Origin of the sequence: Halomonas sp. TG39a, from assembly GCF_000744395.1 — a bacterium.
GTDB classification, from domain to species: Bacteria; Pseudomonadota; Gammaproteobacteria; order Pseudomonadales; family Halomonadaceae; genus Vreelandella; species Vreelandella ventosae_B.
In genome coordinates this window covers 3,619,104-3,633,830 of sequence record NZ_JQLV01000001.1, presented here as the reverse complement: position 1 = coordinate 3,633,830, position 14,727 = coordinate 3,619,104, and the positions used below count along the sequence as shown (strand labels likewise).

Here is a 14,727-nt window from a genome sequence, read left to right as displayed (position 1 = left end):
GCTAGGCTGGCCACCATTGCATTGATGCTCATCGGCCTCTGCCTGGGTTATACCGTCACGGTAATGACCCGCCTGCCATGGTGGACGCTATTTTTTGTAGCGACGGCATGGATTGGTGTGGGGCTTAAGCTACGCTGGGGTCGGCCTGCCAACGCTCGTTATCGCAAAATGTGGCCCTGGTCGCTGCTACCATTAAGTCTGTGGGGCGTTTACGTTTATCTGGCAGATAGCTTTGGCATTGTCGATCTAGGGGCGGTTTTTTTTCACCTCCAGGCAGGCATGGCCGAACATGGTGGCGCAGGCAAAATGCTTATCGCGGTGCTCTATACGCTGATAATGATCGGCGTGCTGGCTGCCGTGACATGGCTATCACGCCACGACCAACGCTGGCGGTTAGCCGAGCGTTTTTTCGCTATTTTGTTACTGGCTAGCAACCCGCTGCTTTATGGCCTAGGCCAACGCAGCGCCTCGATAGTCACCGATGACGGCGCCTGGCTGGACCGTCGCTACAAGCCGCCCCCCGCTGAGGAGCTAAGGAACGCCCCTAACTTACTCATCCTGTATTTGGAAAGCATTGAACGCACCTACGCCAACGAGCTATTTGGCGATGCCTACGCCGACCTCGATGCATTGGGTGAACAAGGTGCCGTCTTTGAAGGCGTGCGCCAAATGGATAACACGGGCTGGACCATGGCCGGCATGATCGCCAGCCAGTGCGGTGTACCGTTAATGCCCGCAGGCCTCCTTCACGACAGCCAGTTTGATCCCCTGTCTAAGGTCGTTCCTGGTGTCGACTGCCTTGGTGACATCCTGGCTGAACAGGGCTACCAACTGAGCTATTTAGGCGGTGCTAGCTCGCAGTTCGCAGGTAAAGGGCTGTTCTACCGCGGCCACCAATTCAATACGGTGAAAGGACGTGAAGAGTTAGAGCCCCTGCTAGAGGATCCTGAGTATGTGAATAGCTGGGGACTGTATGACGACACCTTATACGACATCACCGCTGATGAAATCAGGCGTCTAGATAAACGGGATAATGGCCCCTGGGGCGTGGTTAGTCTGAACTTGGCAGGCCATGCGCCCAATGGCTATCCCTCTCAGTCTTGCGTGGAACGGCAGGGTGAATTCGATGGGCAGGATATTCTATACTCGGTGGAGTGTGCGACATGGCTTGCCCGAGATTTGATTGAGCGTTTAAGGACAGAGGGCCTGCTCGACAATACCTTAGTGGTCATACTCAGCGATCATCTGACGATGCGGGTTTCAGTGTGGGATCAATTGACCGCATTAGACCGCGACAACACGCTGATTATGCTGGGTAACGGTATTGAGCCCCAGCGTATTCGCCGCGACGCTACCATGCTGGATGTTTTCCCCACATTATTAGATGCGCTGGGCTTTCCTTTAGAGCGTGACCGCGCCGGACTGGGTACTTCGCTGTTCAGCAGTAATCGCACGCTGGTAGAGGCGCATGGCATTGAAGTGCTTAATGAGCGCTTGCGGGAAGAAACGGCGCTTCAACACCGCCTTTGGGAGGGCATCTCCCCTCAGCGGCGCGATGATCCCGATGAGCCTTCTCAACAACCCCCTCAAGAGCAAACCCTAGAGACGCCTGCTGACGAGGCAGACGAAGTTGAGCTCACCCATTAACGATGACGCTCTCCCACTGATGAGCCGCGTGAATCTGTTGATAAACTTGCTCAACGCTGAGCTGATTAAGGCAATTGGTATGCCCTAACGGGCAGGTACGCTGAAAACAGGGAGAGCAGGAGAGTGCCAGGTAGTGGATGACCGCGTTATCGGTCAGGGGCGGCGTGTAGGCGGGTGATGAGGAGCCGTATAGCGCGTGGATACGAACGCCCACCGCTGCGGCCACATGCATTAATCCCGAGTCATTGGTGACTACCTGGCGACAATCTGCCAGCAGATCAACCGCATCGGCCAACTGCGTTTTACCGCACAGGTTATGGGCATGGGAAAGTCCCTGAGTGATCTCCTCTCCCGCCGGATGATCCTTTGCCCCACCGAGTACGCGTACTTCAAAACCCTCTTCCACCAGCCGTTTGGCTAAGCTGTGAAAGTAGCTGACCGGCCACTGCTTGGCGGGACCGTATTCAGCGCCCGGCATCATACCAATCGCCGTGCGCGAAGAAAGCGAGTGAGTTAGCCGCAAATTGACCAAGTTATCACGGTCAATCTGCAGTCTCGGTTTGGGCAGCGCAAAGGCGCCGCTAGCCGCTTCTTCCAGAGGCAGGCCGAGCGATACAAAGCGCTTTACCGTTTGATCCAGCACCTGTTTATCGAGTTTGCGGCGCTCCTTGAGAAGCCCATAGCGGTGTTCGCCTAAAAAGCCTATGCGTTCAGGAATGCGCGCCATAAAGGGCACCAGCGCTGCCTTCCAAGAGCGTGGCAAGACAATGGCTCGGTCAAAACGGCCACGCAAACGGTTGGCCAGTTCGCGGCGACTGGCCAAGCCAAATTCGCCGTGGCCCACTGCCAGCGGCAGCACTTCATCGACTTCAGGCATACGCTCTAAAATAGGCTGTGACCACTGGGGCGCAACCACGCCAATCGTTGCGTCTGGCTGGCGGGCTTTTAAGGTCATAAACAGGCTTTGTGCCATTACCATATCACCCACCCAGGAAGGACCAATCACCAGCAGACGCCGAGCTGAGTTAGCCATTTAGCCACTCCAGGTAGGCCTTCACCCCTTGAGCAACGGTTTTAAACTCAACATCGCAGCCACTCTCGCGTAGCTGGCCAATATCAGCACGGGTATAGCTCTGATAGCGACCTTTCAGTTCTTCGGGGAAGGCAATGTAGTCGATCTCACCTTTACCGTAAAAGTCGATAACCGCCTCGCCAATCGCTTTAAAAGGCTCAGCACCACCGGTGCCAAGATTGAAGATACCTGACTTGTCAGGATGATCTAAAAACCATAGGTTCACATCGATTACATCGCCCACATAAACAAAGTCGCGACTCTGCATGCCTGCCTCGTAGCCGTCATAACCGCCAAACAGCTTGAGCGTTTCGCCATTACGAATTTGCAGATGATTGTGATAGGCCACGCTGGCCATTTTGCCCTTATGCTGTTCACGGGGGCCGTAGACATTAAAGTAACGAAACCCCACCACCTGGGTGGTTAACTCGCTCCAGCGCGAGCGCACGTGCTGATCAAACAGCAGCTTTGAGTAGCCGTATACGTTAAGCGGTTTTTCACACTCGGGCACCTCTTTAAACACCTCGCTGCCGCCATAGGTAGCGGCTGACGAGGCGTATAAGAAGGGGATGCCCTGCTGCTCGCAGTAATTAAGCAGCACTTTGGAGTACTCAAAGTTATTTTCCATCATGTAGTGACCATCCCACTCGGTGGTATCCGAACAGGCGCCCTCGTGGAAAATCGCATCTATCTTGGGCAGGTCAACGCTTTCGCCTTTTAGCGCAACTTTTACCCTGGTGAGGAAATCATCTTTATCGAGATAATCCGCCAGTGTGCAATCGGCTAAATTGATAAATTTGGTGCCATCGCGAAGATCGTCGACCACCATCACATCGTTTCGACCGCGGGCGTTCAATGCTTTAACTATGTTGGCCCCGATAAAACCGGCACCGCCTGTTACCACAATCATGCTGTTCTCCTTACCTAAAGCGGCTTGTTGGCATACTTGCCTATAACCCATCTGCCTAGGATTGTATACTTGACGCCTTATGAATTCATGGCCAACGGTGCTTTCCGCGATGAGTGTCTCGACAAACCAATCGACACCCGATGTGTCGACCTTTCAAGGCTTGATCCTTGCTCTGCAGCAGTACTGGGTAGAACAGGGCTGTGTCATCCTTCAGCCGCTCGATATGGAAGTCGGCGCGGGCACTTTCCACCCCGCTACTTTCCTGCGGGCGATTGGCCCCGAAACCTGGAATGCTGCCTATGTACAGCCTTCCCGCCGTCCTACTGACGGCCGCTATGGCGAGAACCCTAATCGCCTTCAGCACTACTATCAATTTCAGGTAGTGATGAAGCCATCGCCAAGCAATCTGCAGGATCTCTATCTGGGCTCGCTTAAGCGGCTTGGCCTTGATCCGCTGATTCACGATGTACGCTTTGTCGAAGATAACTGGGAATCCCCTACCCTGGGCGCCTGGGGCCTGGGCTGGGAAATTTGGTTAAACGGCATGGAAGTCACCCAGTTTACCTACTTTCAGCAAGCCGGGGGCATAGAATGCTACCCGGTCACCGGCGAACTGACCTATGGGCTTGAGCGTATCGCCATGTACCTGCAGGACGTCGATAGCGTTTACGACCTCGTCTGGGCCATTGCCCCCGATGGCAGCAAAGTTACCTACGGCGATGTCTACCTGCAAAACGAGCGCGAACAGTCCGCCTACAATTTTGAGCACGCTGATGTCGACCAGCTGTTTGCTAACTTTGATCACCAGGAACAAGAGTGCGGCAAACTACTCGCCGCCAGCCTACCGCTACCAGCTTACGAACAAGTCCTGAAGGCATCGCACACGTTCAACTTGTTAGACGCCCGTCACGCTATTTCGGTCACCGAGCGTCAGCGTTTTATTTTACGCGTTCGCACAATGGCGCGAGACGTCGCCACTGCATACTTTGAGTCTCGTAAGGCCGAAGGTTTCCCCATGGCGCCAGAAACACTTCGCCGAGAACTGTTACAAGAGCTACTCGCCGATCAGGGAGACGACTAATGGCTGTTAATACGCTTTTACTAGAACTGGGTGCTGAAGAGTTACCGCCCACGGCCCTGGACGCGCTTTCTGATGCGTTTGCCGCAGGCATCGCAAAAGGCCTGCAAGAAGCCGACGTGCCCTTTGCCAGCGTTAGCGCTTTTGCGACCCCACGGCGTTTAGCGGTACAAGTGCGAGAACTGGCCGATAAACAGCCCGACCGTGACGTGGAGCGCCGTGGCCCGGCGTTAGCGGCTGCCTTTAAAGACGGCGTAGCCACTAAAGCAGCGGAGGGCTTTGCCCGTTCTTGCGGGGTGAGCGTAGACGAGCTGATTCATTTAGAAACCGATAAAGGCACTTGGCTAGGTTTTCGTGAACAGCAGCAGGGTGAAACTATTCAAGCACTGCTGCCCGAGATTATCCGCAAAACCATCGCTACCCTCCCCGTCCCCAAAAACATGCGCTGGGGCGCTTCCCGTGTTGAGTTTTCACGCCCGGTGCACTGGCTGGTGGCGCTTTACGGTAGCGACGTCGTTGCCGCTGAGGCGCTTGGCCTAGAGGCGAGCTGCACCACCTACGGCCACCGTTTCCACGCGCCTGATGCTATCCAGCTGGCCCACGCCGATGAGTATGTGGCTACGCTGGAAAATGCCTATGTGTTAGTGGATCGGGAGCAACGGCGTGAGCGTATCCGTGAACAGGTGTTAGCAGAGGCTGAAGTGCAGGAGGCTAATGCGGTTATCGACGAAGACCTTCTGGTAGAAGTGAGCGGCTTGGTTGAATGGCCGGTAGCACTGACCGGTAGCTTCGATGAGCGCTTTCTGGAAGTGCCCGCCGAGTGCTTGATCTCCTCAATGAAGGCTAACCAGAAATACTTTCACCTGCTGGATGACGCTGGCAAGCTGAAACCACTGTTTATCACCATTGCCAATATCGACAGCGCTGACCCTGATCAAGTCATTGCCGGTAACGAAAAAGTCATTCGCCCACGCTTGGCCGATGCAGCGTTTTTCTACGACACCGACCGTAAGCGCACGCTGGCTTCACGCATCCCCCAGTTAGAGAGCGTTGTTTTCCAACAGCAGTTGGGCACCCTGGCGGATAAAGCTCGCCGCAGTACCGCTATTGCGACCTTTATTGCCGAGCGCATCAATGGAGACGTGGCTCACGCCCAGCGCGCCGTGGCGCTTGCCAAATGTGACCTCGTAACGGAGATGGTGCTCGAATTCCCTGAACTTCAGGGCATTATGGGCCGCTACTACGCCCAGCAGGATGGCGAGCCAGCGGAGGTTGCCCAGGCGCTTGAAGAGCAGTACCTGCCGCGCTTTGCGACCGATGCGATTCCCCACAGCAGTACAGGCAAGGCGTTGGCCCTGGCTGACCGCTTGGATACCCTGGTAGGTATCTTCGGGATTGGCCAGCGCCCTACCGGTGCAAAAGATCCTTTCGCTCTACGTCGCGCCTCTATTGGCGTGCTTAATATTTTGGTTAAAGGTGAGCTCAATCTTGACCTGCGTGAGCTACTCACCGTTGCCGCAGAACAACACCAAGGCCTCCCTAAAGCCGATGGGCTAGTTGAGGATGTGCTGACCTATATGCTTGATCGCTTCCGCGCCTGGGGCCAGGAAGAGGGCATCAGCGCTGAAATGTACCTTGCCGTGCGTGCACGCCCGGTGACTAACCCGCTCGACTTCGCTCGCCGCCTGCGCGCGGTTAAGGCCTTTGCCCAGCGTGATGAAGCCGCAGCGTTAGCGGCAGCTAATAAGCGGGTCTCAAACATTTTGAGCAAACAAGCCCATGATGGCAGCACCCATGTCGATCAAAACTTGCTCCAGGAAGATGCCGAGCGAGCGCTGTACGATGCTGTAACGGGTAGTCAGGCGCAGGTTGCACCGCTATTTGCTGCGGGTGACTATCAGCAAGCGCTCGACGCACTTGCCACATTACGCGATCCAGTGGATGCCTTCTTTGAGCAAGTAATGGTGATGGCGGACGATCCGTCTATTCAGCGTAATCGACTAGCGTTACTAGCTAGCCTTCAAGCGCTGTTTTTGGAAGTGGCAGATATTTCACTGCTTCCTCAGTAGCTATCCCGTTTTTACTCCCATTCAAGCCCAACAGCCTTAGCTGCTGGGCTTTTTTACGATCCACGGAAAGACGCGTTTCACGTGAAACATTCATCTCTGGTCAGCTAATATAGTCTGACGTTATTTCAGGATATAGGGTTGCTATGCTAAAAGCTGCAAAGCTGGTTATTTTGGATCGTGATGGCGTTATCAACCATGATTCCGATAACTACATTAAATCCCTTGATGAGTGGGTGCCCTACCCCACTTCAATCACCGCCATTGCCAACCTTACCCGTGCGGGATACAGCGTTGCTGTAGCGACTAATCAGTCGGGTATTGCCCGCGGTTATTATAGTGAAGAAACGCTCCATGCCATGCACAATCACTTAAATGCGCTGGTTGAGGCTGAAGGCGGGCGTATCGCCCATATTGCTTTCTGCCCGCATGGTCCAGATGACAAGTGCCAATGCCGTAAACCGCTGCCTGGGATGCTGCTACAGATCCAGCAGGTACTAGGGCTAGAAGATTTAACAGGGAGTTGGATGGTTGGTGATAGCCTGCGGGACCTACAGGCGGGCGAAGCCATAGGTTGCAAAACGGCGCTGGTAAGAACCGGAAAAGGGCTTAAAACTGAACAAAAAGGCACCGGTCTTGAAAAGGCTGAGATCTTCGATGATTTAGCGCAATTTGTTGAGTGGTTAATGAATAGATAACCGGTATAAAGTGGAGAGTCTTATCGCTCTTCTTATATGAGAAGCTTCGGCTGAAAGACAACTCTCCCCCACAACTCTTCCTAACTATCAAGCATTAAAAAGCGCCGCTATGGATTCCATAGCGGCGCTTTCGTAGTGACATTAAGTAATGTCGAGGTTAGGCTCGTTAAGGCAATGTTTCACGTGAAACAGCTTAACGAACGCAATCCATCTTACACATCTAGATTCGCCACCAGCGCATTGGTTTCAATAAAGTCACGGCGGGGCTCAACGTCGTCACCCATCAGGGTGTTGAACATCATGTCGGCACCCACGGCGTCTTCGATCGTTACCCGCAGCATACGGCGGCTATCGGGATCCATAGTGGTGTCCCAAAGCTGATCCGGGTTCATTTCACCCAGACCCTTATAGCGCTGTACGGACAGACCCCGCTGGCCTTCCTGCATTAGCCACGCCAGCACTTCCGAGAAGTGAGATACCGGCTTCTGACGCTCGCCACGGGCAATAAAAGCGCCCTCTTCCAGGAAGCCATCCAGGGTTTCGCCCAGTTCAGCAATGCCACGGTAGTCTGCGCTTTCAAAGAAATCGAGACCCCACATATATTCAGTCGTGACCCCGTGAGCAACCAGCGATACCGTAGGTAAGAACAGCCCGCGCTCTGAATCTTCTTGAAGATGGAAGTGATAGCGCGGCCCGCCTTCATAAGCCACCATATCGTCCATGATCTTCTGCAGCTCGGCTATCCAATTCTCCATGGTCACACGGTCTTTCAAACTCTCCTCGCCTTTGAGCGCAGAGGCATGAATGATTTGCTTAAGCACTTCATTGGGATAAACCCGCGACAAACGATCAATCCGCTTCATTACGTTGCGGTACTGATTCACCAGCGCTTCAAGCTGTGAACCTGAAATACCGGGTGCGTTGGCGTTTACATGCAGGCCTGCGCCATCTAAGGCTGTGGTGGTTAAGTAATCCACCATCGCCTGCTCATCTTTCAGATAGAGTTCTTGCTTACCGCGCTTGATTTTATATAGCGGCGGCTGAGCGATGAAGATATGACCACGCTCTATTAGTTCCGGCATTTGACGGAAGAAGAACGTCAACAGCAGCGTGCGAATGTGCGAGCCGTCGACATCGGCATCGGTCATTATAATGACCGAGTGGTAGCGCAGCTTATCGGGGTTAAACTCTTCCCGGCCGATACCGCAACCAAGCGCAGTGATCAGCGTGCCCACTTCTGCAGAGGAGAGCATTTTATCGAAACGCGCTTTCTCAACGTTCAGGATTTTACCCTTAAGCGGAAGAATAGCCTGAGTACGACGGTCACGCCCCTGCTTGGCACTGCCACCTGCTGAGTCACCCTCCACCAGGTATAACTCTGACTGGCTTGGGTCTTTCTCTTGGCAATCCGCTAACTTACCTGGCAAACCAGCAATATCCAACGCGCCTTTGCGGCGGGTCATATCCCGCGCTTTACGAGCGGCCTCACGAGCACGCGCTGCATCCAGCATCTTATTAACGATCGCCTTGGCTTCGTTAGGCTTTTCAACAAGATACTCGGAAAACAGACGGCTCATCTCCTGCTCAACCGCGGTCTTCACTTCGCTGGAGACCAGCTTATCCTTGGTTTGAGACGAAAACTTGGGATCCGGCACTTTGACCGAAATAATTGCGGTCAAGCCTTCACGGGCGTCATCACCGGTGGTATTGACCTTGGCCTTTTTGAGCAGGTTTTCAGCTTCAATATAGTTATTGAGCGTGCGGGTAAGACCGGCACGAAAACCAGCCAAGTGCGCGCCACCATCTCGCTGCGGAATATTATTGGTGTAGCAGAAAATATTTTCGGTGAAGGCTTCGCTCCACTGCATCGCCACCTCTACTTCAACGCCATCTTCACGCACAGCGTTAAAGTGGAATACCGGATTAATCACACTCTTATTGGTATTCAGGTGATCAACAAAGGCGCGCAAACCGCCTTCGTAGTGGAACAGTTCCTCTTTACCGCTGCGCTCATCCAGCAGCCGAATAGCCACGCCGGAATTCAAAAAGGAGAGTTCCCGCAGTCGCTTGGCTAAAATATCAAAATGGAATTCGATATTACCAAAGGTTTCTGGAGAAGGACGGAAATGAACACGGGTACCGCTTTTTTCGGTTTTACCCACAACGCCCAATGGCGCCTGGGGAACACCGTGGCGATACATCTGCTCAAACACTTCCCCCTGTCGCCAAATCGTTAAGCGCAGTTCCGCGGAAAGCGCATTGACAACGGAAACACCGACGCCGTGCAACCCACCGGAAACCTTGTAGGAGTTATCGTCGAATTTACCGCCTGCGTGCAGAACCGTCATGATAACTTCAGCAGCGGAAACCCCCTCCCCTTCATGAAGCTCGGTGGGAACGCCACGGCCGTTATCGCTAACGGTGACCGACTCATCCGGGTGAATGACAACGCGAATTTCGCTGCAATGCCCTGCCAACGCCTCGTCGATGGAGTTATCCACCAATTCGAAGACCATGTGGTGCAGCCCAGTACCGTCGTCGGTGTCACCAATATACATTCCTGGTCGCTTACGTACCGCGTCCAGTCCCTTGAGCACCTTAATGCTTGATGAATCGTAAGCCTGCTCGCTCATTGACCACTCCGTCGTGAAGTCTGTCTCATCCCGTATTGTCACCCCTTCTACGCCAATTTAACCGGCTAAACCTGACACCGTTCTAACTAATCAGCGCTAGCAGGTTGGCTCTAAATGGCTGAGACCCTGCTCGGTATGTTTCACGTGAAACATCTTAACTTCGGTCTCAGGCCGCCATGTATTTCTCAACGCGGAAGGTTCGACACTGGTAATAAATGCTTGGCACTGCATATCTTCGAGTAATCCACAAAACTGATGACGATTATGCTCGTCTAGTTCCGCTGGCAAATCATCGATAAGGTAAATACAGTGCCGCTGTGCTGTTCTTTCCAGAAACCGGCCTTGGGCGAGTTTTAAAGCGCTCACCACTAATTTTTGCTGGCCTCTGGAAAGTACTTCTACCGCAGGCTGCTTGTTTATCCTAATACGTAAGTCAGCACGCTGTGGGCCTTGTTGAGTAAAACCCATCTGCTGATCGGTTAGCCGACTGTCGTTTAACACCGACGCAAGCGATCGATCTTTATCCCAACCTCTGGCGTAATGGAGCGACAAACCCGGCAAAGGGAGTAACACTTTAAGCGTCTCTTCAAAGACAGGCAGAAAGTCACTAAACCAAGCGCGACGCAATGTATCCATCTGTTCGCCCCACGTGGCTAGCTCTTGCTCCCACACCGCCATTTCTTGAGGTTGTATTCTACCACGCCTGAGCAGTGCATTCCGATGTTTCAACGCACGCCGGGAGCGCTTCCAGATGACTAAAAAATCATGTTTCACGTGAAACACCCCCCAGTCGAGAAACTCACGACGACCAGCAGGAGAGCCCTCAAGCAATCGGAAAGCATCTGGGTTAATTAACTGTAGCGGCATCGCCTCTACCAACTCCGCCAGACGAGCATTTTTATCCCCCTTTAAACGTAGCTCTAGCTCTCTCTGGGCACGTAAACGGCGCACGCCCAGGGTAACCTCAGGCTCACCGCTTAAACGCCCGTAAAGCGTCATATACGGCTCATCTTTTTGGATCGCGTTCTTTAATTGACGCGTTCTGAAAGAGCGCCCCATACCCAAAATATGCACCCCTTCTAACAGGCTGGTTTTTCCACTGCCATTAGCACCACTAATAACATTGATACGCGAAGAGGGGCGAATCTCAACTGGCTGGAGATTACGCAACGCATGGAAATTAAGCAGTGTCAGGCTCATCCTATTATCACCACTTAAAACATCCTCGGAAAAAGGCAGTATTCAAACGTGTTAGCGGCGCTCTGTTACCAGAAGCGCCGCTAACGTGGCCTGAAAATATAATACTAAGCACCAAAAAATTACAGGCGCATCGGCATAACGACATAGAGTGCATCACCGCCACCGGGCTCTTCAAGCAACGCACTACTATTCGGGTCAGCCAAGGTAATCTGCACGCGATCTTCATTAAGCACTGTCAGCACATCAACCAAGTAGCCAACATTAAAACCAACCTCCATCGCCCCGCCATTATACTCGACGGCGATATTCTCCTCGGCTTCTTCCTGCTCCGGGTTGTTGGCCATTACTTTGAGGTTATTCTCCTCAAGATAAAGGCGTACACCACGGTACTTCTCATTAGAAAGGATAGCTGTACGTGAAAGCACTTGGCGAAGTGCTGCGCGTTCGGCGATCAATACTTTGTCGCCATTGCGCGGCACTACACGCTCATAGTCAGGGAATTTACCGTCGATAAGCTTTGAGGTGAAGGTAAAATCACCTGTATGGGCACGCACATGGCTAGAACCGAGCGTTAGGCTGACAGGCTCATCGCTATCGTCCAACAAGCGCGACAGTTCTAAAATACCCTTACGCGGCACAATCAGCTTTTGAGATTGGCTGACGGTGACTTCGATTGGACGTGAACACATCGCCAAACGGTGGCCATCCGTTGCTACGGTGCGTAACAGGTTGCTTTGAATTTCCAGCAGCATACCGTTGAGGTAATAACGCACATCCTGCTGTGCCATGGCAAACGAGGTGGCTTCAATCAAATGCTTTAGCGTACCGCGGGGTACGCTAATCTCCTGGCTGCCATCCGCATCTTCGATATTGGGAAACTCAGCAACAGGGAGCGTCGATAGGGTAAAACGTGAACGACCACTGCGGAGTACTGCGCGCCCCTCTTCAACGGCAAGTTGAATATCAGACTGATCGGGCAGCGATTTACAAATATCCATCAGCTTACGCGCAGGGACTGTGGCAGATCCCGCCTCATCGACTTGGCTGGCCACAGTGCGGCCAACAAGCTCAACTTCTAAATCAGTGCCAGTGAGCGACACTTGGTCACCCTCTACTTGAATCAGCACATTAGACAGTACAGGTAGCGTTTGGCGACGCTCAACTACACCAGCGACCAGAGTCAGCGGACGTAGCAGCGCCTCTCGGGAAATCGAAAATTTCATCAATACTCCGGTTCTATATCCTGAAAGACCTGCGCGTAACAGGCCCGTTCCATGGGATGATTAACTGGTCAACAGGCGCAGTAAATTCTTGTAGTCCTCACGAATATCCGCGCTCTCTTCCTGCAATGATTTCACTTTTCGGCAAGCGTGCAAGACCGTTGTATGGTCACGTCCGCCAAAGGCATCGCCAATCTCCGGCAAGCTGTGATTGGTTAGCTCCTTAGCAAGCGCCATCGCCACCTGACGAGGCCGAGCAACTGAGCGTGAGCGGCGCTTGGAAAGCAGATCCGCCACCTTGATCTTGTAATATTCGGCCACCGTGCGCTGAATATTATCAACCCCTACCTGCTTATCCTGAAGCGCTAACAGGTCTTTCAGCGATTCACGAATAAAGTCTTGGGTAATGGTTTTACCCATGAAGTGCGAATCAGCGATGACTTTTTTCAATGCGCCTTCCAATTCGCGCACGTTGGAGCGAATTTTCTGAGCAATAAAGAACGCCGCGTCGTGAGGTAAATCGACCTTAGCTTGGTCGGCCTTTTTCATCAAGATAGCCACGCGGGTTTCAAGCTCCGGCGGTTCAATCGCTACCGTGAGGCCCCAACCAAAGCGTGATTTAAGACGCTCCTCTACCCCACTGATCTCTTTTGGATAGCGATCAGAGGTGAGGATCATTTGTTGCCCCCCCTCCAAGAGCGCATTGAACGTATGAAAAAACTCTTCTTGCGAACGCTCTTTTCCAGCAAAGAACTGAATATCATCAATGAGTAACGCGTCGACACTACGATAAAAACGCTTAAAATCGTTTATCGCATTAAGCTGTAGCGCTTTGACCATATCGGCGACAAACCGCTCTGAATGCAAGTACACCACCCGGGCATTTTCACGCCGAGTTGCCAAAGCATTCCCTACCGCATGCATTAAGTGGGTTTTACCAAGACCTACACCACCGTATAAAAACAAAGGGTTATAGGCGCCGCCAGGGTTTTCAGAGACCTGGCGGGAGGCAGCCCGGGCCAATTGGTTCGATTTACCTTCCACGAACGTATCGAAAGTAAAATTAGGGTTTAGCCCACTGCCATGCTTCAAGCTACCCTCTACCTGTACCTGACGTTCGTTATTACGCCGACTCGGCGCCTCATCGCGCAGCCTATCTATTTCGCGCTCATCGGCAATATCACCGCGTGGCGGTGTGTGTACCGCAGGCGATGCTGGTCGCGAAGGTGAAGCCGATACAGGATTGCCCAAATCACGGTGCTGAGGGGCCTGGGTTGCCAAGCGGCGACTTCCCACCGTCAGGCTGACTTTAGGTGGCTTGGCCGGTGCGAGTTCACGCATCAGCTCACTAATCCGCTTGGCATACTTATCGCTCACCCAATCGCGCACAAAGCGATTCGGCGCCAATAAGCGCAGCTCGTTGGACTCTCCTTCTTCTGCCTGCAGCGGGCGTATCCAGGTATTGAACTGCTGTGAATTCAGCTCATCCTGCAGGTTGTCCAGGCACTGTTGCCAAAGCGTCAGTGACACTCATCTCACCATCGGTTGAAAACGGCCGACCATTGTAGCGCCCAAAGCCGCGGTTATCCACACGGGTTTCACCCTCAATATTGGCCTGTGGACAACTTGCAATGAGCCTATGGGAAAACCTTGTGGAGGGATGGGGATAATCGTTAAAAATACACCTTACACAACGCTTAATCACATCTAACCAACACCTTGTTGACCGCTTATACGGGACTTACACACAGATTTTTTATTGTTATATCCTATTGAAAAATCATCAATAAAACTACTTATCCACAAATAGTATCCCCACTATTAATAACAACAGGTTTAGAACTACCTATTAGTAATAATAGTGACTTCATTGATGGCTACCCTGGCTGTATCGAACAAGCTGTAGGTGGTGTGATAAGGCTTTTTATGCAAGGAAAAATTGCACCCAGCAGAGGAAGTCTCTACAATTTCCGGTCTTGAATTGAATCTCCCCGGCTAGTTCCTCACTGGACCGGGCTTTTTGGAATTCACTTTCCGTCCTAAACCACGTGGGAATAACGAGTTATGAAACGCACTTTTCAACCTAGCGTTCTCAAGCGCAAGCGCGCGCATGGCTTCCGTGCTCGTATGGCAACCAAAAACGGTCGCGCCGTCCTCGCACGTCGCCGTGCCAAGGGCCGCAAGCGTCTGAGCGCCTGATCTC

At 52.8% G+C, this 14,727-nt stretch carries 11 protein-coding genes; 5 read left to right on the top strand and 6 right to left on the bottom strand.

Annotated elements, in window-relative coordinates; genetic code table 11:
- Positions 1 to 24: 24 nt before the first annotated feature.
- On the top strand, positions 25 to 1,647 hold the full coding sequence (locus tag U738_RS16330) for a sulfatase-like hydrolase/transferase (RefSeq protein WP_050714233.1): 1,623 nt from the start codon (positions 25 to 27) through the stop codon (positions 1,645 to 1,647).
- Here the strand turns inward: U738_RS16330 and waaF are convergent.
- Together waaF and rfaD are read right to left on the bottom strand one after the other, a co-directional pair.
- Entirely contained in the window at positions 1,637 to 2,680 is a 1,044-nt protein-coding gene (waaF, locus tag U738_RS16325; protein WP_035582436.1) for a lipopolysaccharide heptosyltransferase II, read from the bottom strand. The genes U738_RS16330 and waaF overlap by 11 nt on opposite strands.
- Positions 2,673 to 3,629 (bottom strand): ADP-glyceromanno-heptose 6-epimerase, encoded by a 957-nt coding sequence (rfaD, locus tag U738_RS16320; RefSeq protein WP_035582434.1) that lies wholly within the window; start codon positions 3,627 to 3,629, stop codon positions 2,673 to 2,675. The genes waaF and rfaD overlap by 8 nt, the downstream gene beginning before the upstream one ends.
- Before the next feature lie 109 nt (positions 3,630 to 3,738).
- Here rfaD and glyQ point away from each other — a divergent pair, with 109 nt between their 5' ends.
- The 3 genes from glyQ (at position 3,739) to gmhB (ending at position 7,471) form a co-directional block, all read left to right on the top strand.
- Positions 3,739 to 4,710, top strand: a complete 972-nt coding sequence (gene glyQ, locus U738_RS16315; RefSeq protein ID WP_035582432.1) for a glycine--tRNA ligase subunit alpha — start codon at positions 3,739 to 3,741, stop codon at positions 4,708 to 4,710.
- The gene (gene glyS, locus U738_RS16310) at positions 4,710 to 6,776 is read left to right on the top strand and encodes a glycine--tRNA ligase subunit beta (RefSeq protein ID WP_035582429.1); all 2,067 of its coding nucleotides are present in this window, start codon (positions 4,710 to 4,712) and stop codon (positions 6,774 to 6,776) included. Before glyQ ends, glyS begins: the two co-directional genes overlap by 1 nt.
- Before the next feature lie 143 nt (positions 6,777 to 6,919).
- A complete protein-coding gene (gene gmhB / locus U738_RS16305) occupies positions 6,920 to 7,471 on the top strand; it encodes a D-glycero-beta-D-manno-heptose 1,7-bisphosphate 7-phosphatase (protein ID WP_035582428.1) in 552 nt (183 codons plus the stop codon).
- A 212-nt stretch (positions 7,472 to 7,683) separates the two neighbouring features.
- Here the strand turns inward: gmhB and gyrB are convergent, their stop codons facing one another.
- The 4 genes from gyrB to dnaA form a co-directional block, all read right to left on the bottom strand.
- A complete protein-coding gene (gene gyrB, locus U738_RS16300; protein ID WP_035582426.1) occupies positions 7,684 to 10,104 on the bottom strand; it encodes a DNA topoisomerase (ATP-hydrolyzing) subunit B in 2,421 nt (806 codons plus the stop codon).
- A 96-nt stretch (positions 10,105 to 10,200) separates the two neighbouring features.
- Positions 10,201 to 11,304 carry a DNA replication/repair protein RecF gene (gene recF / locus U738_RS16295; RefSeq protein ID WP_035582423.1) on the bottom strand — a complete coding sequence of 368 codons (1,104 nt, stop codon included), beginning with the start codon at positions 11,302 to 11,304 and terminating at the stop codon, positions 10,201 to 10,203.
- Between the two features lie 119 nt (positions 11,305 to 11,423).
- Positions 11,424 to 12,527: a DNA polymerase III subunit beta gene (dnaN, locus tag U738_RS16290; protein WP_035582420.1), complete on the bottom strand. Its 1,104-nt coding sequence runs from the start codon at positions 12,525 to 12,527 to the stop codon at positions 11,424 to 11,426.
- A 60-nt stretch (positions 12,528 to 12,587) separates the two neighbouring features.
- Positions 12,588 to 14,054: a chromosomal replication initiator protein DnaA gene (gene dnaA, locus U738_RS16285; protein ID WP_035582418.1), complete on the bottom strand. Its 1,467-nt coding sequence runs from the start codon at positions 14,052 to 14,054 to the stop codon at positions 12,588 to 12,590.
- 534 nt (positions 14,055 to 14,588) lie between these two features.
- On the opposite strand from dnaA, the gene rpmH reads away from it, so the two are divergent.
- The gene (rpmH, locus tag U738_RS16280; protein WP_008959105.1) at positions 14,589 to 14,723 is read left to right on the top strand and encodes a 50S ribosomal protein L34; all 135 of its coding nucleotides are present in this window, start codon (positions 14,589 to 14,591) and stop codon (positions 14,721 to 14,723) included.
- The last annotated feature ends 4 nt before the right edge of the window (positions 14,724 to 14,727 follow it).